Here is a 20,128-nt window from a genome sequence, read left to right as displayed (position 1 = left end):
CGGAACGACTCGGCCCCGACAAAGAAACAGCCCGGCCGCAGGGTTGCGGCCGGGCTGAGAAGTGTGGGGCGGCTGCCGGAACAGCGGGCGTTATTTGACCAGTTTCCGATAGATGATGAACTTCCGGAAATCGTAATAGCCGGGCAGGTCATCGGTCGGATCAGGATCTTCATAGGCTTCTTCGAGCTGCGACATGTCGCAGGCCATGAACGCCCGGCGGCGGGGAATGTCGGTGGCTTCCGCGCCAATCTGCACTTCGCCCGAAGCCGCACCGTTGGTCGTGTCGAGACGGTGAGCTTCGAAGAAACCGACCGTCGTCCAGACGATGAACACGTGGCTGCGGTTGGTGGTCCGGTTGTGGATCTTGGCGAGCAGGCGATTCCGCGTGTGGTAATCGACCGTGCTGGCTCCGGCGGCCGCGTCGGCCTGCGTACGGGCATCGAAGATGCCCTGGGCACTGGACGACCTGACCGTCGAGAGGTCGAGCGGAGGCGAGCTGATGGCCGACAGGCTGCGCAGGATCGTCGATTCGATGCTGTTGTCGCGGAGCATCGTCGAACCGGTGTTGCGGTCCGCCTCCATGAAGCCCAGATCCCGGAAGGGACGCGAGGCGATACTGCCGGGAATGGCGATGGTCGTCCCCCCGTTCAATGCGGTCGGATCGATGCCGTCGCGCGAGCGCAGCAGCATGTCGTACCAGTTCCGATTGGTCGTCTGGTATCGGTCGTCCATCGACGGCAAGCGGGTGCTGCTGTCCACCGTCGCCAGCTGATCGTGATCATCGACCACCCCCTGCAGGACGGTCGTGTCGCGAATGGTGTTCAGGTTGACCTTGCCCGGCGTCCGCCGCTGCAACCGGACCTGCGGCAGCGTCGCGTCGTCGAGGCGCGGCTGAATGGCCTCCTCGCTGCGATCGGGAACCGTGAGGAACTCGAGTAGCCGGTACCAGCGGTTGGCGTAGTGCGGAGCGCCGTTCAGAGGCGTGCTGTACGGGGCGGTGAGGGCGGGGTGCGGGTTCAGGAATCGGACCGCGGCCACGGCGTTCCCTTCCATGCGGGCGTTCGTCGCTCCATGAGTCGACAGGTTCGCGACCGCCCCGCCGATGGCGCCGACATTCGTTGAAAATGGCGTCAGCGTATCCGGGTCGACGCTGCTGGTTCCCTGGTAGCCATAGATCGGAATCGACAGCAGTTCCATCACGGAGGAGAAGTCGCGATTGAAATGCGGCTCGAACATCGTGAACTGGGTCAGCGGCGCGAGGTTCGAGTTCGGGCCGTGGCGATCGGTCTCGTTTCGCGAGACGAGCGTGTGGTTCCGGGGACTGCTGCTGCCGTGACGTTCCTGGCGCACATGGCCGAACGGCTGAGCCCGTTCGACGCTGCGGATGCCGTCGGACCCCGCCCCGTTGGTGAGGAAGTTCTGCATCACCGTCTGCGTATCGCCACCGGGCGAAAAGTCGACCACATCCGTTCCTTCAATCTTGATCCGGTCGACTTCGACCCAGACCGGTGTCGGCGTGCCGGCGCCGAGGTCTTCTCCATGCCCCTTGGCCAGCAGATTACGGCGACGCTGCAGCACCAGATCGAACGTCTTGGACGTCGCATCGCGCCCCACGAGAGTCGTGCCGCCGTTGGTCGGTTCGAAGACGCTCAACGGGGTGATCGAGTGGTACTGCTGATGGGCCGGCTCCGTGGAGTTCAAGTCCAGGTCGGAGAGCGCGGGGAGCGGCGGGGTGACCGTCGTGACCGTCGAGGTCGCGCGGGGGACGACGGCTTCGAATTCGGCTCCGCCCTCGAAGTCGACGTAGAAATCGGCCGGGAGGTCCTGGCCGCCCGTTGTCCGCACGTTGCCGTCGTGGCAGGCGATCACGAAGTTTTCGCCAGGCCCCACGATCTTGGAGTCGGTCGGCGAATTGGTGCCGTCGCTCTTGAACTTTACGGCGGCCTCAACGTTCGCGTCGCTGGAGCCCACCGGCATGTCGGAAGTGACGCGGACGATCCGCCAGGTTTCATCATCGAGCCTGACATCGAACGGACTGGTGTTCCGCAGTTCGATGTAGAGGAACTGATGGGCCGAGTCGGCGTCGTCATGAAGCGTGCGAGCGAGGTCGCCCGACTGCTGCGGCTCGTTGATCAGCATCGCTTCGCTGAGCGTGAGCAACTGCGACTCCACGCCGTAGACGACCCGATCGGGATTCGTCCAACCGGCCACGGTGAGATCGGAGACATATTCAAAGCGGGTGATGACATCATCGCGATCGAGCGCATCGACCACGTTGACGGCGAACTGGGCCATCTCGCGCGCCTGCTCGTCGGTGTAGGTGCGGACCTGCGTGTAGGGGGCGTTGGCTCCGGTTGCGAGGTCCTGGGCGCCGCCAAGGGTCCACAGGAGGACGTAAATGTCGCGGGCCATCCGCTGGCGATCGAAGCGGGCCCACCATTCCTGGGCGCGAAGCTGGGCTTCCGTCCCGGTGGAGGTGGAGGGGACGGAAGCGTACGGAGGATAATCATCCGGAGCGGCCCCGGCCGGGGGGTCAGCTTCGTAGTTGGGCGCAGAGGCCGTCGCCGGGTTCAGCTGCCCGTGATACATGTTGGGGAGCGTCTGCTGAGCGGGCGTCGATGCAGCCGCGATGTCGGCGAAGTTCGGGTGCGGAGTGAGCGGCCGATAGACGGGGTTGCCGGCGCTGTCGAAGTTGACCAGCAGCCCGTTGAGATTCAGACGCTGCTGGGGACGGGCGCGCATCGAATCAAAATTGGAGAGGCTCGTTCCGCTGCCGGCGCCGCGAATCGTCGTCTGCAGCAGCTGCCGGAGTTCGCTGCGGAACGGGTCGTTCGCCGAGAAGACTGTCGAGTTGGCGAACTGCGGAGGAAAGTGCACGTCGGCGGCGTCGTAGCCGGTCCAGACCGTGAACTCCCACTGGCGGGGCATCGGCTCATCGTTGCCGGAGGAAGGGCCGAAGCTGTCCGGGAAGGGGTTGTAGATCGTCCGGGTGAACTCGAGACGATCCCAGGAATCGGTCGTGAATCGCCGCCGCGTGACGGACGAGTTCTGAGCGCCGCGGAACGCGAACGGGAGCAGATCCCGCAGACGCGAATACTCGCCGGTGAGGGCGAAATCGGGATTCGACAGATGCAGGCCAGCGAGTTCTGACGGCAGGAACAGCGAATCGTTGACATTGTACAGCCAGCGATTGGCGATGACCTCGTTGTCTTCATCCGTCAAGTCGGTGGTGATCGCGTCGCCGCTGGGAAACGCCGTGACGTTCGGCTGCAACTGGTTGCCGACCGCCTGATGATACCCGCTGATTCCGTAGGTTGTGGCGAGTGTATCCTGATTCGCGTGCCAGAAGCCCTGGTAGGTGGGCCAGGTGCTCGGGTTCGCTCCGCCGGCAGTCAGCGCGGCAGGCGTGGTCAGCCGCCGCTGGGCGCCTTCGTCCACGGAGGGCGACAGGGGAGTCGCCTCTCCGCCGAGCGACAGGTAGCTCCTCGCCGTTCCGGTGTTCACCAGGTGTCCCAGGCCGAGGAAATCGAGCGGATGAACGGCCGGAGGAATCTGCATCTGGGGCGCCGCATTGGCGACCTTGCGCATGAACTCGCTGCGGGAGTCCTGTCCGCCGCCCGGACGGATACCGGACGGCCCATCCGAATCATCGTCGATATTCGACGCTCCCGGCCGCGGGCCGCTGAAGGGCGTGAAGATGAAGCTGTTGTCCGCCGCCACGTAGGAGTCCAACTGTTCGGTCGTGGCAGGGCCCGCGTAACGACCGGGCAACGACGATCCGCCGTCCAGCGGCATGCGGCCGTACAGCAGGAACAGCAGTTCGGTATTGGCGACGGCGACGGCGTTGGGCAGGGTCGCTCCGCCCATCACCAGGCTCAGCGCCAGGTGCGCTTCGGAGGTCGCCGACGGAATGTCGGGCGCGGGGGACGAGACGTCGGAGTCGGAGACGAGCGCCCAGACCGGATTGACTTCCGCGGGGCTCAGGCCGAGGTTCGATTTCGAGATCGATACGGGCCGGCCAAGCGAATCGGTCGCGGTCGGAGTTTCGTTGAGCCGGGTCACTCCGGCCGCATTGCCGATGACGTTCACGTTCAGCAGGCCGTCGGCATCGACGATCTTGACCGCAACGAGCGGAACAACCTGGCGGCCGTCCGGAAGCGTCACGAGCGGCAGGTCGAGATCCATCCAGATAGCATCGCGGATGCCGTCGCCATCGGTGTCGACATCGAGTTCATACAGGCCGTCTCTGGAGAGCACGCCCATCGCATTGAAGTTCCCGTCGCCGTCGAGATCCGTCTGGAACGGAAACGGCATGATGATCCGCCGTGTGTCCCCGCTCTCGGCCTGCACGCCACCTGATGCCGAGATGAACCGGCGGCTCGTGTTGTTGCTGAGACGGTGGAACGAATGCGGCCTGAGCGAGCGGGATGAAGTCGCTTCCGTCGTGAAGTAGTCGTCGAAGCCGGAACTGCGATACTCGAGCTCGAGCTGCGGCCGGAAATACGACGGAATGCTGACGCGCTGCCCGGAGACGATCGAGTCGTAGCTCAGGAACAGCGAGTTGATGTCGGGATACGTGTAGCCGACGTGCGGCTGGTAATTCGCAAAAACGTTTTTCTCGTCGACAGACAATTGCGGGCTGTCGTGCAGTCCCCGCGAGTAGTCTGGCGTTCCCCCCGAATAAAACTGGGTGTCGTACCGGGCGACCTTGCTGAAGTTGAGCGGCAGGGGGGCGAGCGATGGATCGTTCGTGCGATCGAGCGTTGCGTCGGGGTAGCCGTCGCCGTCGAAATCGAACCGCAGGTATTCGCCCGCCGCGAGCACACCGTCGCCGTTGTCGCTGACTTCCATGCGGATGCCGGCGCCTGAGAAGGGCTGGTCCTTCGTAGGCCGCAGTTCGAGATCGACCGGGCCGACGATGTGGGACACGATGCTGTGGCGGTTCCCGTACAGGGCGCTGTTCGGATAGCCCGCCCGCGTGCCGACGAGAATCTGCTCATAGGTCTTGTCGAGAATTTCGTCGGCGTCGAGCTTGTAGTCTTCGGCGGTGGCGTAGCTGCGGGCGGCGTTTTCCGCCTGGCTGGTGTACGCGAAGTAGAAGAAGCCGAGGAAGACGAGCGTCGACAGCAGCGTGAGCACGATGATCAGCACCGCACCGCCGGAGCGGGGGGCCGACAGGGAGAACCGCCCGGACCGGGCCTCGGAAGGCCTGAGCTTCAGGGTGCGATGGATCTGGCGCATGGACACTCTCTCCTGTCAGACGCCCGCAGGCGTCTGTTTTGACTCAAACGCCCGATGAGCGTTTGTGTTGTTCGCAAGTTCGGCAGCCAATCATCGGGCTGGCGTCCTGCCTGTCGCAGCGTCGTTACTCGACGAACGAGTGAATGACGCTGACCTGCCTGGGGGACCCATTCCCCGGATCGCGGAACCGAACGGTGATCTTGATGGCCTGCAGGCCGACACGGTTGTCGAAACATTGCCAGATGACCCCGCCGTCGATCACGGTCGCGCCCGGTTCGCGGGGCCAGTCGGGCTGCCGCGTTCCGGTGTTGCCGTTGATGAAAACGGGCTGGTAGAAGTAACTGTCGTCGTCGGCCAGGTTCGGGTTCGTCGCGCTGAAACCCGAAGGATTGCTGATCCGCGGAAACAGATACGTGGAGGTCGTCACCGAGGAGTTGGGGCTCCACGTGCGCACATCGTTCGACCCCGAAGGGACCGCCGAAACCGTGGTCGCCCGCCAGGGGGGCTGGTTCGTCACGTTCGTGGTCGCATTGAAGGTCGAGAACAGGCTCGCCCGGGGATGCCAGGTATCAAAGAGCCAGTTGTCGCTGTTGCGGGGCCCATACTGCGAGTGCGTGAAGTTGCCGGAGGTGTCGCGGAACTGGCCCCCCGTGAGGTCGTGGCCGAGATCGGCCCAGCCGCCGGTCGACGAGTTGAGGCCCGGATCCCAGACCTCGAGATCGAACGATTCCACGCCGGACAGCAGCAGGTCTTCGCCGGCACGGTCGCCGCCGGCAAACAGGTCGAGGATGTCGTCCTGTTGCGGCGGGGCGTCGACGGTCGCCGGATAGGTTCTGTAGTAAGGGTTGTTCGTGCTGAAACCGGCGGGCCAGTCGAAGGCGGTGCTCGACGTCTCTTCCTGTACGAAGCGGCCGATGAACTTCGTATTCGCGCCGCTGTTGTAGAACACGAACTCCATCGGACGTCCGATGGTCGGGACGGGCGGCATGCGCAGCGGCATGTGGCCGTAGCGGTAGTAGGGAATTCCGAGCGGGTGGGACGTCGCTCCGACGACGTTCTGCAGCGAGTCGACGCCGTTGAACATCACCTGGTACTCGTCGACCATGTTGTCGCCATCCTGGTCGATCTGGCGGTTCCAGGCGGAGTAGTCGAAATCTTCCCAGAAGTTATTGGGGTAGACGGGACTCGATGCGCTCTGGAACAGCACCGTCGCGCCGTCGGCTCCCGAACCGGGCTGGATCGGGAACGGGCCGGGGGCCGACGTGGTCGCCGGAGTCGGCGGGTTTCGCAGAAGGAGCGTGCGGCGGTAGAGATTGCCGCCGCGCAGGAAGTACGAGACTTCCGCCGCGGGCGATTCACCGACTCCGTTTCCCATGATCCCGTCGTCGTTGTCAGGTTGATTGGGTTCGTTGGCATTGGGCGTGCCCAGTCGGGTCGCCTTGCCGCGGAGGGTCCCGACGTCGCTGTTGCGGTGCGTCAGCCGCATGTCGATGGTGAACTGCAGGACGTCGTCGGTCGGATCGTTGGGATCGTTTTCCGAGAAGTAGAAATAGCCGCGCTGGCGCTCCGCATCGACGGGCCAGCTCGGACGCAGCGGCGTGATGCCAAAAACCCCTTTGTCGCGGACCTGGCGGAACGTCGCCTTCTCGAGGTCGACGCGGAGCTGGGAGTCGACGCTGCGGGCCTTCTGGTCGTTCTGGGAGAGGGCCTGCTGGTTCCGCATGATCCGGACGGTGTCGCCGAAGATCTGGGCGAACAGCATCAGCATCATGACGACGAGCGTCGTCGCGACGAGCATTTCGACGAGCGTGAAGCCGCCGCGGGCAGGGCGGATCGCGCGTCGAAGGGAAATGTGAGGCGGACGAAACATGCCTGGTGACCTCACAGCTCAAACAGATGGATGATGCCGCGCATCAGGATCACGCGTCCGGTCAAATCGGGATCGGACGGGTCGGTCGTGCGCAGGGCCTCGGGAATCTGGCGATCGACCGTCAGGGTGGCCGAGCCGTTTCCATTCGGGCTGACTGCGACAATCCGGTACCAGACGGCGTTCCGCCCATCGAGGATGTAATTGCCTTCCTTCAGCAGCGGCTCCGGCTCGCGGTTGGGAGACAGGACCTGCCAGTTGATCCGCACCTGGTCAGTCGTCGTCACCTGCCAGGTCAAGGGCAGGCTGGTGCTCGTGTTGCCGAAGTTGGCGTAGTAGACGTGCTCGTTCTGGGGGGCGAAGTTGCGATTGAAGAAGACGGCCAGCGTCACCTTCTGGGCGCCGTCCGCCAGCTTGTTGACCGTCGCCATCCAGGAGAATCGCGGCTCATAGCTTTCGATCCGCGCGGGGCCGTCCGCCTGAAAACCGGTCGGCAGCGGCTCCGTCCAGTTGACGGTCCAGTCGGCCGCGCCGCCGCCGGGCAGGGGGGCGATGATCGGACGAATGACCGCCTGTTCCGACAGATTGCTCGTCAGTACGATCCGCGGCGGGAAAGCCACGCTGCCGGTCTGCAGGATGTTGGAGAAGTCGAGCGCGCCGCGGAACGTCGCGTTCGTCCCCGTGGCGGTCCTGGGAGGTTCGGAAATCACCACCTGCCAGCTGTCGGGATGCAAAGCCACCTGCTCCGCAGCGGCCAGCGACGCCGTTCCCCCGTTGAGGCGCAGCAGCTTGACGCCCGAGGTCGAGGGGACTTCCGACTGGATTCCGTCGAGCACCCGATAACCGAACTTGTTCACGTCCAGGGCAACATCCAGATCTCCACTGGCGTTCAGCTGCCACCAGCCCAGCGGGTCGACAATGTAGTTCAGCGTGCTGTAGTTGCTCGTGCCGAAGGGCGCGGCCGTTGGAACCGTCCATTCAATCAGGTTCGACGTTCCGGCGACCGTCTCATTTGTCACGGCCGAAGTCAGCCAGTTCGGCTCGACATAACCGCTGGTGACGGGATCGGCCGAACTTCCGGTCCCCATGATGAACCAGCGATTCGGAACGGGATGAGGAAGCCCCTTCTTGCGGGTGGGGACGACGATGTCGCCGACGGCGTACGACGTGTTCGCACGCCATTCGCCCCGGAACCGGGCGAGGGCCTGTGAGTAATTCAAAAGATCGAACCGAACCGACGGCGTGCCGGACGACTGGTACGGCATCCGGAACGCCTCTTCGGCGTTCTTCCGCAGCATCCTGGCGTTGGTGAGCTGCGTCGCCTGGATCGACTTGAGCGCCGCGATCGGGAACAGCGTCACGACCGAGACAATCCCGATGCCCATCACCATCAGGGACATCAGCACTTCAACCAGCGTGGCGCCCATCCGGGAGCGAGCCCCGCGCGCCGATCCGCCTGAAGGAACACGAGTGAAACCTCTCACTTCGATTCCCTCCCACGGACTGCGTAAAGCCGGGCGTCGTCTCCGTCGACCAGTTCGTTCTGGAAGACGTTATTCGTATCGCCCAGCAGCGTGTTGACGCTCGCCGTGCCGATCCTGCCCGAGCCAAGAAACACCGACACCAGTTTCTGTGCGGTCTTCGGATCGGCCAGGATGAACGGATACGTCGGCACGGTCGGCGAAGTGACCCACTGTGGATGAGGAGGCGTCGACGACTGGAAGTTGATGCGGATCGCCTCCGCGTCTTCCCGGGTCGACAGACACAGGTGCAGCACCCCGCCCGCACCGGCTCCCCGGCCCATCAACGCCCCATTGGGCGAGAACATCAGGTCGAGACCAGAGGACGGATACGGAGTCTCGGCGGTCGCGAACCCGGGCCGCCAGTTGTCGGGAAGCTGGGAGGCGTCGAAATCGATCACGACACCGCGTGGAAGCGCCGGCGCGGCCTCGGACTGGGCGGTGGGACCGAGTTCGAGGCGGTACTCCACCCGCTGGTCGATCAGGTTCGTCAGCATCGACCTGGCCCCCGACCCGACGACGATTCGAAACACCGGAGGCGTCGCGCCGTCGGACTCGACATCCTGCAGCGCAAACCAATGACCGCTGTCCTTGGGAACCTCGATGCGCAGCCCCAGCGGATTCCCGCCGCTGACCGCCGGCAAGGCGCCGGAATCCACGAACCCCCGCCAGGCCTCGATCGCCGCTCCTCCCGGAATCAACCGCCCGGTCAGGCCGGAGGGAAGGTAGGCCACAGTGATCCACTTCAGGTCCGCGCCGGTCGTCGCATCGAGGTTCGACTCATCCATGGCGCCGGCGGCGATGTAGCTCACCGTGCTGCAATAACGGCCCGCGTTGGCATCGGGAACGAACCGGATGCCATAGGCCGATTTCGTCTTGATGGCGCGGGACCGTGCGTGCTCGAGCCAGCCCTTCACCGTCTGGGCGGCCGCTGAAATCTGGTCGTCTTTCGAGACGCCGCGAAACGCTCCCAGCGTGATGGTCGCCAGGATCACGAAAATGCCCAGGGCCACCAGCATTTCGACGAGCGTGAAGCCCTGCCGGCTGGCACGGCCGCGCGGGAGACGCGAGATCATGGCCCACCTCCGACTGACTGGAGATTGGTGATGTTGTCCGAGGCTTCCCCGGCGACAAGGATCGCGGCATGGCGATCGGACGTCGTCGCAGTCGGCTCGCCGAGCCCCAGCGCCTCATCGCCTCCGCAGGAGACGATCAACGGTGCGTAGAAGGTGTCCGGCGTGTGATAATCAATCTCGAAGCCGCCGGGATTCGTGTAGAAGTGCCGATCCGAGGCGCCGGCCGGGGCCGTGAGCGGCGACGTGGCGCGAAGGGCCCCCTTGGGATCGAAAGGATCCTGGTTGAACAGATTCGTGAAATCGAACGCATTCCCAGCCCGCGACGGCGCACTGGACATCAACGCGCGAGCCACCGATTCCTGCTCCGCAGACGCGCCCGGGATGTAGGCCCCGTTCGGCCGCAGCAGCCGGGTAGGGCTGTTGTAAAACCTGAGCGGAACGCCCCAGTCGTCGACGAACTCCATCAGTCCGTCGCCATCCGTGTCCTGAATGTGCTTCGGGTTGATCGAATCGGCGATCTGGGCCTCAGCTCCCGTGCCGCCGCCGCTGGCGAGGATGAAGTACAGCAGCTCACTGCTTTCCGTCTCGGGCAGATGCCCGACGGGCATCGTTGAGGGCCAGCCGGTCGCATAGGGGTTCGGGAAGTCCCCGCCTCCCAAGTAGACGAAATCCTCTTTCCGCTGTGGAAACGCGCCGCGGTAGCGATTGATCCTCACCATCGCCTTCTTGGCGGCCGTCGGCTCGGTTCCCGTCAGCGCCACGGCCGCCGAACGGGCCAGATTCGGCCATTCCGCCTTCTGGCTCGGCTTCCGGTCCTGCTCGGCGAACGAATCGACCATCTGCCGGTAGCGGGCCTGCAGGAGGGCATCGAGCTTGGTGATCGTCACCCTCGTCGCCGCTTCGCGGGCCGCGTTTCCGGCCGTTCCGAAGAACGACACGATCAGGCCGATCAGCATCAGCAGGATCGTGAGGACAACCAGCAACTCGATCAGCGAGAAGCCGGAGCGGTTCAGGCGTAGGCGTCGATCAGGCCGCATGAGGAATCTTCCCGGCAGACGAGGGGCACCTGTGGAACAGTCAGTGAATCTCGCCACCGGCGAAGTTCGTGATGTTGTCGCGCTCCCGCGCGATGTTGGCCGGCGTCTTCGCCAGCGTCCCGCCGGCGGGCAACGTGCCGGGCGGCAGGTAGGTCGTCACGCCCTGCACGCCATTGGTGGCATTCACATAACCACCGCACAGATTCGCGTCGCCATACTCGCCATCCAGACCGGGAGAGATCAGCTGGAACGTGTTGGGATTGTAAGGCTCCGGTGCGGTCGACGCGGAGCCGGGCGTCTTCGTGTAGACCCAGCCGAACGAATCGTAAAACGCCTCGTTGTCTCCAGCCTCGGTACTGCTCGCGCTCGCGCCGAGCTGCCCGTTGATGCCGTAAACCCGGTAGCCGCTTCCGCCATAGCTGCTGAAATACTGGATCGGCCGCGTCTGCCCAGGAATGGCGTCGAGGTAGACGTACATCCCCTCCGGGTTCGTCGACCCCGTGGTCGTCGAGGTGGACGACAGCAACTGGGTCGACTTGAACTCGTAGAATGGACCAGACCGGGCCCCGCCCAGGGCTCCTCCCGCCTGCCTGCCAAACGGATTGGCAGGAACCTTCGAGAATCCCTTGGGAGTGTAGACGGGCGGGGTGACGGAGTTATCGACACTCACCATCCCCCCCAGGAAGAACACCAGGCACTCCGCGCCGGTCAGCCGGAATGTCTTGTAAACCCCGCCGGTATTCCCATCGCCGTCAAAGTCGACATTCTGCGTGAAGTCGTAGTCCTTCCAGAGCTGGCGAATGATCGAACGGCTGGCCCTCGTCCACTGATCGTTAGCGGTCCAGTCCGAACCACGCTCATACAACAGGATGAAGCTCGGCGGCTGCATTCCGAACTCGGACTCGAAGGCCTTGATCGCCTGCTCGAGATTCTTCAGCTCCGACACCACCGTCGCCACGCGGGCCCGGCCGACAGCGGCCTGCACACCCACCAGCAGCAACGACACCAGGATGGCGATGATCGTGATCACGATCAGCAACTCGACCATCGAAAAACCCCGCCGGGCGGAACGCCCCCGGGAGCATTCAGTGGCCGGCTCGCCAGCGGCCGATTGGACAGCGGCCGGCTGGCCACCGGCAGATCGGACAGCGGCCGTTTGAACGGAGGAGAGGCGACGCATCATGACGGGATCTCCGAGGCGACGGGGCCGGCGGACTCGAGGGTCAGGAAGCTGGGAATCCCGCCGACAAAACGACCAGGGCCGGTGAGGCCGCGAACGTTCAGGCTCGTCGGGAGTGGCGACATGATCGAAAATGTGCTGCGAAATGATGCAGCTTGCCCGGAAAGGGCTGCGAGTCGCGCCAGAATTCCGGCACTTTACTGAATGTTGCAGAGCGTATGCCAGTCAACGGCTTACGGACGATTTCACTGCGGTCGAAGGGGGCAATTGAGACCGGTTTCCGGGGGGAAGTTCCGACCGTAAGGGCCATGCCAGCTGGACGAGGGCCGTCGGGACATCGGGACTGGGCCCTCACGCGCCCGATCCCCCGCCACGATCCGTTCTCCCCTCGCCCGCGCAACCACTCCCGGACAGATGAGGGGGGTTGTTCATGGCCAATGCAGGACGGACAGGCCATCCACCCGGCCAGACGCAACGACAGAAGACCTCCCAAAACTCGTCACACATGTCACAGGTCAGGAATCCCAGGGATTCAGGCCATTTTCTGCCGTCACAGGTCGTCACAGGTCGTCACAGGTCCCCCCTCAATCCGCCGCTTGAGGGAGCATTTCCCTCTCGCGGCGGCGGACGGAATCCCGTTAGAGTCCGGCGGTTGCAACGCAGGGTGGGCCAGATCACTGCGGGTCGAGAAACAATGCTGAGGCAGGGTTGGATTGAGCTGGGAGGAAGCTGCGCGGTCATTCTCGGGGTCGTGGCCGGGTGCCGTGGGACGAGGCTGCCGGTCATCGACCGCACCGCCGTCGGCATCATCTACGACACGGCCCACGAGGCCGACCTCCGAACCGGCAAGATGGCAGGCCTCGCCGCCGAAGCCTTTGGCCGCTACGTCGATACGCTGTCCGAGCCGGCCGCGATCGTCGACTGGCGGGACGGAATCTCCACCTGGGAAGTCTTCTACGCAACGAACCGGGGCCGCGTCTTCGGTTCGCCGGACGCGCGGGTCGACTTCGGAAACCAGGTCAGCAGTTCGCCGCAGTACGGCCGCGCCGAGGTGACGCTCCCCCGACGCGGACGGGGAATCGACCCGCCGACCGCGGCCGGGCGCTCCCGGCTCATGCCGGTGTCCTTCAGCAAGCCGAAGACCGACGACGAAGTCGTCCAGTTTGGCACGGTCGAGGTGCAGAAGCCCGAATCATTCCTCGCCGGCGTGAATAACCAGTTGGCCCGGTCGCGGCAGAAGGACCTGTTGCTGTTCGTGCACGGGTTCAATGTCGATTTCCACTCGGCCATCGTGCGGGCCGCCCAGGTGGCCCTGGACGTTCCGTTCAACGGCGCGGTGGTCGCGTATGCCTGGCCGAGCCAGGGCGGCGTCCAGAACTACAGGGCCGATGAGCCGGCCAACCAGGCCTCCGTCGCCCCCTTCGCCGACTTTCTGCAGAGCCTCCTGGATGGAGTTCCGGCCGACACGCGCGTTTCCATTCTCGTCCACAGCATGGGAAACCGGATCGTCATGCAGGGGATCAACCGGCTCTCGCCCGGCGCGCGGCTGGCCAACGTCGTGCTCTGCGCTCCGGACGTGGGACTGGGCGACTTCGAAGAATGGGCCCCGGGAGTCGCCGCCCGGTGCGATCGGGTGACCCTGTATGCCAGCGAAAACGACGCGGCGCTGATCGCCTCCAAGAGCCTGCATGCGGAACAGCGGGCAGGGGATGCGCATCCGCCCGTGCTGCTCTCCGGCGTCGAAACGGTCGACTGCTCGACGGTCGATTACACGAGCTTCCTCGGGCACAGCTACTACGGGGCCAACCGCCACGTGCTGGGAGACCTGTTCCTGCTGCTCAAGGAGAATCGTCCCGCAAGCGAACGCCCGCATCTTTCCAAACAGCTGAACGCGCGTCGCGAGTTCTGGGTGTTCAGCGGCAACGCACCGAACATCCTCGTGACATGGCACTTCGAGGAGGATGCCACCGTGACGAAGTGAAGGGGCGCAGGTTCGTGGTCGACGCTGCCAGCTCCTGCGACAGGCCGCATGGTCACACTGGAACAAAAAACCTCTGGCAGCACGCGGCTGCCAGAGGTTTGGAATCACAGGGATTCGCGGACGCGGCCTTAAAGGCCTTCCACTTCCCAGCCCTTGCGATACTGGCGGCGGATCAGCTTGTCGGCGGCCGGAAGTCCGGTCGCTTTCAGGTTGGCGCTGTCCCAGTTGATCGTCGCGGCGGCCCGGAAGGCGACGTTCCCCAGGAGGACCGTCTCGGTGAGCGGGCCGGAATAGGAGAACGGGCAGCCAGTCTTTCCGCCGTTGGCGATGGCGCTCGTCCACTCCTGGTAGTGGTTGTGGTCTTCCAGTTCGGGCCACTTGTGATTTTCAAAGTCGGCGACCGGGAAGAGCTTCGGCATGATCGGGAAGCCGACGAACAGGTTCCCCTTCTCGCCGCGGAACAACACTCCGTTGGTGTCGTTCTTCCAGTCGGCCGGAGCCTGGAAGATTTCGCGCGGCGGCTGGGCGCCGGCTTCGTACCAGGTGACCTTCACGGTGGCCGTGGTGTGCTTCGTGCCCGGGAACTCGTAGTCCACCTTGCAGCTGGTCGGGCCGCTTTCCGGCAGGAGCGGACCGCCTTCGGCTTTCACCGTCGTCGGCGCGCCAAGTTCGAGGGCGTTCACCACGGGATCCATGATGTGGCACCCCATGTCGCCCAGGGCACCGGTGCCGAAGTCCCACCAGCCGCGCCAGTGGAACGGGTGGTAGAGCTTGGCAACGAACGGCCGCTCGGGAGCGACGCCGAGGAACATGTCCCAGTTGAGGTTGGCCGGCGGCGTGTCGCTGGTGGCCGGACGTTCGAGTCCCTGCTTCCAGAAGGTGCCCGGACGATCGGTCCAGCAGTGAACTTCCGACACCTTGCCGATGACGCCGTCGCGGATCGTCTGGACGGCGATCTTGAGGCGTTTGGTGGCGTGGTGCTGCGTCCCCATCTGGGTGACGACGCCCGCTTCGGCGGCGGCCTTCGTCAGAACGCGGGCCTCGTGGATCGAATGCGTCAGCGGCTTCTGCGTGTAGCAGTGCTTCTTGAGCCTGAGGGCCGTCAACGTGACGGGGGCATGCATGTGGTCGGGCGTCGACACAGTGACGGCGTCGATCCCTTTCATGTCGAATACTTCACGCCAGTCCTGGAACTTCTTCGCCTCCTTGAAGTTCTTCGCGGCCGTTTCGAGGCGATCGGTGTCGACATCGCACAGGGCGACGATGTTATGGCCGACGGCGACCTCCTTCAGATCGCTCGCCCCTTTGCCGCCGACGCCGATGCAGGCGATGTTGACCTTGGAGTTGGCCATGGCGCGTCCGACGGTCGGAAACGCGAAAGGGGCCAGCATCGCTGCGGAGGTCCCGAGGAACTGGCGACGGGTGGGGCGAAGGGGGGAGTGCGGCATGGGATTCCGACTGGAAGGGCTTCAAAACCAACAGGAGGAGCTGCGATGGTAACCGGCGGGCCGTGCTGCGAAAGTGTGCCGCATTTCAACCCGCGGAATCGTCCATGTCCTCATCGATCACCATCCGCCCCGCACTCCAGTCCGATCTGCCGGAGATCCTGAGGCTCGTCCGCGGACTGGCCCGTTTCGAAAAGCTGGAAGACCAGTTCGTTGCGACGACTGACGATTTCGAGAAAGCCCTGTTCGGGAAAACCCGATCCGCCGAAATCTGGCTGGGGGAACGGGACGGCACGGCGATCGGATACGTGACGCTTTTTCAAACCTTTTCAACATTTCTTGGCAAACCCGGACTTTACCTCGAAGACCTCTACATCGAGGAGGAACATCGGGGGCAGGGCTTCGGGTCGCAGCTGTTCGAGCATGTCGTGAAGCTGGCGCAGGAGCGCGGCTGCGGCCGCCTGGAATGGTCGGCGCTCGATTGGAACGAACGGGCGATCACGTTCTACAAGGCCCGCGGCGCTCGCATGCTGGATGACTGGCGACTGTTCCGGCTGGACGGGGCCGCGCTGGCGAAATCCTGAAGCCCCTCCATGCGGCCTTTAATTATCCGGCCGGAGCGTCCGTCACGAAGTTGATCGTTTCAAATCCGGCCGCCCGGCAGGCGTCGTAGATGTCGATCATGTCGCCCAGCGCCACGTCCGACGCGACGTCGAGATTGATTGGGCTGTCCGGGCGGATTTCGGCGAGCGCCCTTAACTGCGATTTCAGATGCTGCCGGTCGCTGTAGGTCGTGCCGTTCATGTCGACGACGGCGTGCCCCGCACGATCGAGCTTGAGCGCCAGGTTGACCGTGACCGCCCCGGCGGGTCGTTCCGTCGCGGCCTGGGCCGACGTGACCTTGCCGCTCGAGGCGGAGAGCTTCGTGGCCAGCAGTTTGTCGGCCGCAAACGAGCCCGCGCCGACAACGAAGAAAATCAGCAGGTTGAACACGACGTCGATCATCGGCGTCATTCCGCCATAATCGCGATCGAGGCCAGCCAGTGAACTTCGGGGTGCGCGCACGTGGGATTCGGTGAATCAGGGACTGACGACGTTGAAGCGGACGCTGGTCACATTGTTCCGAGCGCTGGCGAGAAGCAGCGGCTCGATGAACTCGTAGCGGACCGCACGGTCCCCCCGGATGTGCACGCTGTAGTTGACGGGATTCGCTTCCGCACCGCCGCGGATCATGGTGTCGATTTCCTCGAGCGTCACCGCGCGGCCGGCGACGCTCCACTCGCCAGTCGCCGTGACCGTAATTGTGAGCCGGTTCGGATCGACGTTGTTGGAACCGGCCTGGCTGGCGACCGGCAGCGAGATCGGGGCTTCACTTTCGGCGTGCGAAAAATGTGAGGCGACCAGAAAAAAGACGATCAGGTTGAAGACGACATCGATCATCGGAGTGAGATTGAACCCCAGGTCGCCGCGCCGCCTGCGAACCGGAACTCTCATCGCCGCGGCTCCCGCTCCGCGACCACCGGCGGAACGGCTGGCCGTGGGGCGTCGGGACGCACAGCGGCCGGCGCGACCGGGCGGGCTCGGGTGACCAGTGCCCGCTTGAGAGGGGCCATAACGTGACCGGCGGTGATCGTGGCTTCCGCAGTCAGTTCGTCGACCCGGTTGCGGAAAAAGGCGAAGCAACAGACGGCCGGCACAGCGACGGAGATTCCGAAGAACGTCGTGACGAGTGCTTCGGAAATAGAGGGGGCGAAATCGGCCGGGCTCGGGTTGGCGCGTTCTGCGAATTCGGCGAACGCCTGGATCATGCCCCAGACGGTTCCCATCAGCCCGAGGAGGGGGCCGACGGCCGCGATGACGGTGAAGTACTCGACCTTGCGCAGGAGGCGGGCCGACTGTTCGACGGCCGCGTCCTCCATCGCCTTCTCGACGGAGGCATAGCCAAGATCGACATCCTGCAGACCCGTCGCGATGAGGAACCCCAGAAAGCTGGGATGGTCGCGGGTGAGGGCTTCGGCCTCGGGATACTTCCCGGCCGAGATTAGCTTGTGGGCGTCTTCGGGGAGGCCGCGGGGCATCAGGGTTCCCCGACGGACCGTGAGCACCTGCTCGACGATGAGGGCCACCATTCCGAGGCTGAGGAAGATGGTGACGTACCCGATGAGCCCGCCGGCGCGGAGAAGTTCACGGACGTTGAGACGCCCTTCCTGGAAGATGGCGCCGTGACGCGCTGGGGCATCTTCGGCAGCAAAGGCGTCGATCGGCCCGGCCAGCAGGAGGATCAGGGCCGCAGCGATGACAAGCAGCGTTCGCCACGTCCGGAGGCGTTGCATGAGGGATTCTCTGGAGTTCCGTTCCAAAACGACCAAGATGCTAGCGAATGTGGCGATCGAGGGTCAGACCGCTTTTGGCAGGGTGGCCACCGCCCACTTCTCGTCTGGACAATAGTCGTTCCAACAGCTATTGTGAGAGTATGGTCAAACATGCCGCCCCCTCCCCGAAGCGTCCGCCGGCGAAATTCGATTCGCTCGAACAGGAAGTCTTCCTCGGACTCTGGCGGACTTACGATCGCCTCAAGGCCTTCGAAGATGAACTCTTTGCCCGCTACGAACTGACGGCCCAGCAATACAACCTCCTGCGGCTCCTTGGAAATGTGTTCCCAGCCGCCCTGCCGACGCTTGAACTCGCCGGCCGCCTTGTTTCCCGGGCCCCCGACATCACCCGCATGCTGGACAAGCTCGAGCAACGCAGCCTCGTTCACCGTGAGCGGCCTCCGGAAGACCGGCGAGTGGTGCATGTCGGTTTGACCGAGGCCGGCGTGAAGTTGCTGGAAGCTCTGAGCGAGCCTCTGCGGAAGTGTCACGAAAAGCAGCTGGGACATCTCTCGAAAACGGACCTGAAGAGCCTTTCGACGCTGTTGCGGTCGGCCCGTTCGGTTCATGAGGGCGAGCAGAGTGTCTGGCAGTGAGTGCGTCTGAGGCCGGGCCGAAAAGCCCGTTCTCTGACGCGAATCGCCGATTCCAATTCGACTCTCGGCTTCGCATGTGAACTGAGAAGCCGGGCTTTTTCATTCCTCACGAAGGTCTTGATGATGGCTGCAGCGAAGGTGACTGAGACGGATGTGGTCGTGATCGGCGGCGGGCCGGGCGGCTCGACGGTTTCGACAGTGCTCGCCGACCGAGGCCTGAAGGTCGAGCTGTTCGAGCGCGATCTCTATCCCCGGTTCCACATCGGCGAGTCGCTGATTCCCGAGACCTACTGGGTCTTCAAGCGAATCGGCATGCTCGACAAGATGAAGAAGAGCGCCTTCGTCAAGAAATACAGCGTGCAGTTCGTCAATTCGCAGGGGAAGGAATCGGCCCCGTTCTACTTCCACGACAACAAGCCGCATGAGTGTTCGCAGACCTGGCAGGTCATCCGGAGCGACTTTGACACGATGATGCTCGACAACGCCCGCGAGCATGGCGTGAATGTGCATCAGCCGGCCCGCGTGCTGGAGGTGCTCTTCGAAGGGGAACGGGCAGTTGGCGTAAAGGTGCAGCAGGATGGCGAGACGCGGGAAGTCCGTGCGAAGGCCGTCGTCGACGCAAGCGGCCAGTCGACGATGCTGCAGAACCGCCTCAAACTCCGGAAGTGGGATCCGATTCTCAACAAGGGAGCAATCTGGACGTACTGGAGGGGGGCGTATCGCGACACCGGCCGTGACGAGGGAGCGACGGTCGTCATCCAGACACCCGACAAGAAGGGCTGGTTCTGGTACATCCCGCAGCATGACGGCACGATGAGCGTGGGCGTGGTCGCCCCGTTCGACGATCTCTTCAAAGGTCGTGGCTCCCACGAGCAGGTGTACAACGAAGAAGTGGAGCGCTGCCCCGCCGTGAAACGGCGGATCGAGGGGGCGGAGCGGGCGACCGGCTACTTCGCCACGAAGGATTACTCCTATCGTTCCAGCAAGGCCGCCGGCGATGGCTGGGTGATGGTCGGCGACGCCTATGGATTCCTCGACCCGCTCTACTCGTCGGGCGTGCTGCTCGCCCTGAAGTCGGGCGAACTGGCGGGCGATGCGATTGCCGATGGCATCGCCGCAGGCGATACGTCAGGCGAGAAGCTCGGCGCCTGGAGTGAGAATTTCAACAAGGGGGTCGACCGCATGCGGCGGCTCGTGTGCGAATACTACGACGGGTTCAGCTTCGGCCGGTTCATCAAGAAGTTTCCGCAGTACCGGAACATGATTACCGACCTGCTGATCGGCGACCTGTTTGACGACCGGGTCGACGAGATCTGGGCGCCGCTCGAATCGACCTACGTGGAAGGAAAGCACGAAATCCCGAAGTGGAACGATGAGCCGCCGGAGGTGATTCGCGACAATAAGGTGAACGAGCTGTTCCTCCCCGAAGGAGAGCTGCGCTGAACGGCCCTGCGGCCGGAATGCAAAAAAAGGGACAGGCCCGGGGCCTGTCCCTTTTTCGTTGGTTCGACGCGCAACGGGGTTTCCCGTGGGGAAGCGCGGCCGTCGATTGTCGGGCGAGGAGGACTCAACCGGGCAGCCGGCAACAGCCGGTCCCGCACGGTCCGTGGGACGGCGGCGGGCAACTGGAGGCGATCGGCAGCGACGATCCATTCGCCGACGGACGGGCCGGGGCACTCAGGAGCTTTTCAATCTTCACGCTCCCGCATTCCGGGCAGGCGGGCTTCTCGCTGTTGCGAACAAGCAGCTCGAACTGGGACCTGCACGGCGGGCAGTGGAATTCGAAGAGTGGCATCGGCGTGGCGAAACAGAA

At 64.2% G+C, this 20,128-nt stretch carries 15 protein-coding genes; 4 read left to right on the top strand and 11 right to left on the bottom strand.

What is annotated here, in order from left to right; translation table 11 throughout:
- Nucleotides 1-90 precede the first annotated feature (90 nt).
- The 6 genes from Pan44_RS17820 to Pan44_RS17795 all read right to left on the bottom strand — a co-directional run bounded on the left by Pan44_RS17820 (nucleotide 91) and on the right by Pan44_RS17795 (nucleotide 11,789).
- Entirely contained in the window at nucleotides 91-5,241 is a 5,151-nt protein-coding gene (locus Pan44_RS17820; RefSeq protein WP_145031576.1) for a hypothetical protein, read from the bottom strand.
- A 124-nt stretch (nucleotides 5,242-5,365) separates the two neighbouring features.
- Nucleotides 5,366-7,111, bottom strand: coding sequence for a hypothetical protein (locus Pan44_RS17815; protein WP_145031573.1), 1,746 nt, complete (start codon nucleotides 7,109-7,111; stop codon nucleotides 5,366-5,368).
- A gap of 11 nt (nucleotides 7,112-7,122) precedes the next feature.
- Entirely contained in the window at nucleotides 7,123-8,535 is a 1,413-nt protein-coding gene (locus tag Pan44_RS17810; protein WP_145031570.1) for a type IV pilus modification PilV family protein, read from the bottom strand.
- A 53-nt stretch (nucleotides 8,536-8,588) separates the two neighbouring features.
- Nucleotides 8,589-9,704 carry a prepilin-type N-terminal cleavage/methylation domain-containing protein gene (locus Pan44_RS17805; RefSeq protein WP_145031567.1) on the bottom strand — a complete coding sequence of 372 codons (1,116 nt, stop codon included), beginning with the start codon at nucleotides 9,702-9,704 and terminating at the stop codon, nucleotides 8,589-8,591.
- Nucleotides 9,701-10,741: a type II secretion system protein gene (locus tag Pan44_RS17800; RefSeq protein ID WP_145031564.1), complete on the bottom strand. Its 1,041-nt coding sequence runs from the start codon at nucleotides 10,739-10,741 to the stop codon at nucleotides 9,701-9,703. The genes Pan44_RS17805 and Pan44_RS17800 overlap by 4 nt, the downstream gene beginning before the upstream one ends.
- A gap of 40 nt (nucleotides 10,742-10,781) precedes the next feature.
- Nucleotides 10,782-11,789, bottom strand: a complete 1,008-nt coding sequence (locus Pan44_RS17795) for a type II secretion system protein (RefSeq protein ID WP_231754090.1) — start codon at nucleotides 11,787-11,789, stop codon at nucleotides 10,782-10,784.
- An 826-nt stretch (nucleotides 11,790-12,615) separates the two neighbouring features.
- On the opposite strand from Pan44_RS17795, the gene Pan44_RS17790 reads away from it, so the two are divergent.
- Entirely contained in the window at nucleotides 12,616-13,902 is a 1,287-nt protein-coding gene (locus Pan44_RS17790; RefSeq protein ID WP_197453424.1) for an alpha/beta hydrolase, read from the top strand.
- 128 nt (nucleotides 13,903-14,030) lie between these two features.
- On the opposite strand, the gene Pan44_RS17785 is transcribed toward Pan44_RS17790, so the two are convergent.
- The gene (locus Pan44_RS17785) at nucleotides 14,031-15,350 is read right to left on the bottom strand and encodes a Gfo/Idh/MocA family protein (RefSeq protein ID WP_145031558.1); all 1,320 of its coding nucleotides are present in this window, start codon (nucleotides 15,348-15,350) and stop codon (nucleotides 14,031-14,033) included.
- Nucleotides 15,351-15,454: 104 nt separating this feature from the next.
- Between Pan44_RS17785 and Pan44_RS17780 the strand changes: the two genes are divergently transcribed.
- Nucleotides 15,455-15,931: a GNAT family N-acetyltransferase gene (locus tag Pan44_RS17780; protein WP_145031555.1), complete on the top strand. Its 477-nt coding sequence runs from the start codon at nucleotides 15,455-15,457 to the stop codon at nucleotides 15,929-15,931.
- 22 nt (nucleotides 15,932-15,953) lie between these two features.
- On the opposite strand, the gene Pan44_RS17775 is transcribed toward Pan44_RS17780, so the two are convergent.
- Genes Pan44_RS17775 through Pan44_RS17765 form a run of 3 tightly spaced genes read right to left on the bottom strand, consistent with a single transcriptional unit; the run spans nucleotide 15,954 to nucleotide 17,680 of the window.
- Complete coding sequence (locus Pan44_RS17775) at nucleotides 15,954-16,412, bottom strand: ExbD/TolR family protein (protein WP_145031552.1); 459 nt, start codon at nucleotides 16,410-16,412, stop codon at nucleotides 15,954-15,956.
- 15 nt (nucleotides 16,413-16,427) lie between these two features.
- On the bottom strand, nucleotides 16,428-16,841 hold the full coding sequence (locus tag Pan44_RS17770; protein WP_145031550.1) for an ExbD/TolR family protein: 414 nt from the start codon (nucleotides 16,839-16,841) through the stop codon (nucleotides 16,428-16,430).
- Nucleotides 16,838-17,680 carry a MotA/TolQ/ExbB proton channel family protein gene (locus Pan44_RS17765; RefSeq protein WP_145031547.1) on the bottom strand — a complete coding sequence of 281 codons (843 nt, stop codon included), beginning with the start codon at nucleotides 17,678-17,680 and terminating at the stop codon, nucleotides 16,838-16,840. Before Pan44_RS17765 ends, Pan44_RS17770 begins: the two co-directional genes overlap by 4 nt.
- Before the next feature lie 140 nt (nucleotides 17,681-17,820).
- On the opposite strand from Pan44_RS17765, the gene Pan44_RS17760 reads away from it, so the two are divergent.
- Nucleotides 17,821-18,315 carry a MarR family winged helix-turn-helix transcriptional regulator gene (locus Pan44_RS17760; protein ID WP_145031544.1) on the top strand — a complete coding sequence of 165 codons (495 nt, stop codon included), beginning with the start codon at nucleotides 17,821-17,823 and terminating at the stop codon, nucleotides 18,313-18,315.
- A 120-nt stretch (nucleotides 18,316-18,435) separates the two neighbouring features.
- Nucleotides 18,436-19,758, top strand: a complete 1,323-nt coding sequence (locus tag Pan44_RS17755; RefSeq protein WP_145031541.1) for an NAD(P)/FAD-dependent oxidoreductase — start codon at nucleotides 18,436-18,438, stop codon at nucleotides 19,756-19,758.
- A gap of 124 nt (nucleotides 19,759-19,882) precedes the next feature.
- Here the strand turns inward: Pan44_RS17755 and Pan44_RS28340 are convergent, their stop codons facing one another.
- On the bottom strand, nucleotides 19,883-20,110 hold the full coding sequence (locus Pan44_RS28340) for an FmdB family zinc ribbon protein (protein WP_145031538.1): 228 nt from the start codon (nucleotides 20,108-20,110) through the stop codon (nucleotides 19,883-19,885).
- Between the last annotated feature and the right edge of the window lie 18 nt (nucleotides 20,111-20,128).

This window comes from Caulifigura coniformis, assembly GCF_007745175.1.
GTDB classification, from domain to species: domain Bacteria; phylum Planctomycetota; class Planctomycetia; order Planctomycetales; family Planctomycetaceae; genus Caulifigura; species Caulifigura coniformis.
The sequence above is the reverse complement of the archived record's forward strand: the minus strand, read 5'-3'. Positions and strand labels throughout refer to the sequence as shown.

What these genes read in the sequence shown, in the direction of transcription:
- Pan44_RS17820 (WP_145031576.1), bottom strand. Translation starts at nt 5,241, where the DNA reads ATGCGCCAGATCCATCGCACCCTGAAGCTCAGGCCTTCCGAGGCCCGG.
- Pan44_RS17815 (WP_145031573.1), bottom strand. Translation starts at nt 7,111, where the DNA reads ATGTTTCGTCCGCCTCACATTTCCCTTCGACGCGCGATCCGCCCTGCC.
- Pan44_RS17810 (WP_145031570.1), bottom strand. Translation starts at nt 8,535, where the DNA reads ATGGGCGCCACGCTGGTTGAAGTGCTGATGTCCCTGATGGTGATGGGC.
- Pan44_RS17805 (WP_145031567.1), bottom strand. Translation starts at nt 9,704, where the DNA reads ATGATCTCGCGTCTCCCGCGCGGCCGTGCCAGCCGGCAGGGCTTCACG.
- Pan44_RS17800 (WP_145031564.1), bottom strand. Translation starts at nt 10,741, where the DNA reads ATGCGGCCTGATCGACGCCTACGCCTGAACCGCTCCGGCTTCTCGCTG.
- Pan44_RS17795 (WP_231754090.1), bottom strand. Translation starts at nt 11,789, where the DNA reads ATGGTCGAGTTGCTGATCGTGATCACGATCATCGCCATCCTGGTGTCG.
- Pan44_RS17790 (WP_197453424.1), top strand. Translation starts at nt 12,616, where the DNA reads ATGCTGAGGCAGGGTTGGATTGAGCTGGGAGGAAGCTGCGCGGTCATT.
- Pan44_RS17785 (WP_145031558.1), bottom strand. Translation starts at nt 15,350, where the DNA reads ATGCCGCACTCCCCCCTTCGCCCCACCCGTCGCCAGTTCCTCGGGACC.
- Pan44_RS17780 (WP_145031555.1), top strand. Translation starts at nt 15,455, where the DNA reads ATGTCCTCATCGATCACCATCCGCCCCGCACTCCAGTCCGATCTGCCG.
- Pan44_RS17770 (WP_145031550.1), bottom strand. Translation starts at nt 16,841, where the DNA reads ATGAGAGTTCCGGTTCGCAGGCGGCGCGGCGACCTGGGGTTCAATCTC.
- Pan44_RS17765 (WP_145031547.1), bottom strand. Translation starts at nt 17,680, where the DNA reads ATGCAACGCCTCCGGACGTGGCGAACGCTGCTTGTCATCGCTGCGGCC.
- Pan44_RS17760 (WP_145031544.1), top strand. Translation starts at nt 17,821, where the DNA reads ATGGTCAAACATGCCGCCCCCTCCCCGAAGCGTCCGCCGGCGAAATTC.
- Pan44_RS17755 (WP_145031541.1), top strand. Translation starts at nt 18,436, where the DNA reads ATGATGGCTGCAGCGAAGGTGACTGAGACGGATGTGGTCGTGATCGGC.
- Pan44_RS28340 (WP_145031538.1), bottom strand. Translation starts at nt 20,110, where the DNA reads ATGCCACTCTTCGAATTCCACTGCCCGCCGTGCAGGTCCCAGTTCGAG.